This is a genomic window from Mesorhizobium sp. M3A.F.Ca.ET.175.01.1.1 (assembly GCF_004791945.1).
Taxonomy (GTDB): domain Bacteria; phylum Pseudomonadota; class Alphaproteobacteria; order Rhizobiales; family Rhizobiaceae; genus Mesorhizobium.
In genome coordinates, this window is sequence record NZ_SRTP01000367.1 from 1 (window position 1) to 292 (window position 292).

Sequence of the window (292 nt, forward strand, 5' to 3'; positions counted from 1 at the left end):
GATTCACCGCACGATCTGACGCCGTGGCTGGCCGGCCTCATCGTCGAGGAGGCCTATCGCCGCAGCGGCGTCGGCACGGCGCTGGTCAGGGCCGTCGAGGACCATGCCGCTTCGGCCGGTGTTGGCAAGCTCTATCTCTACACCTGGCAGGCGCGCGGCTTCTACGAAGCGCTCGGCTGGTCGGCGGCCGAGACCTTCGAACAGGCCGGCGCCCCGATGCTGCTGATGGCGAGAAAACTATAGTGTGCCGGCGAGGTAGCCGAGTGCCAAAGCGGCAACCAGCGCAAGCGCA

General features: G+C 67.5%; 1 protein-coding gene. It reads left to right on the forward strand.

The features are described 5' to 3' along the window. The coding region (locus EN818_RS32030) for a GNAT family N-acetyltransferase (protein ID WP_135906763.1) at positions 1-243 on the forward strand (243 nt) is incomplete at its 5' end. Between the last annotated feature and the right edge of the window lie 49 nt (positions 244-292).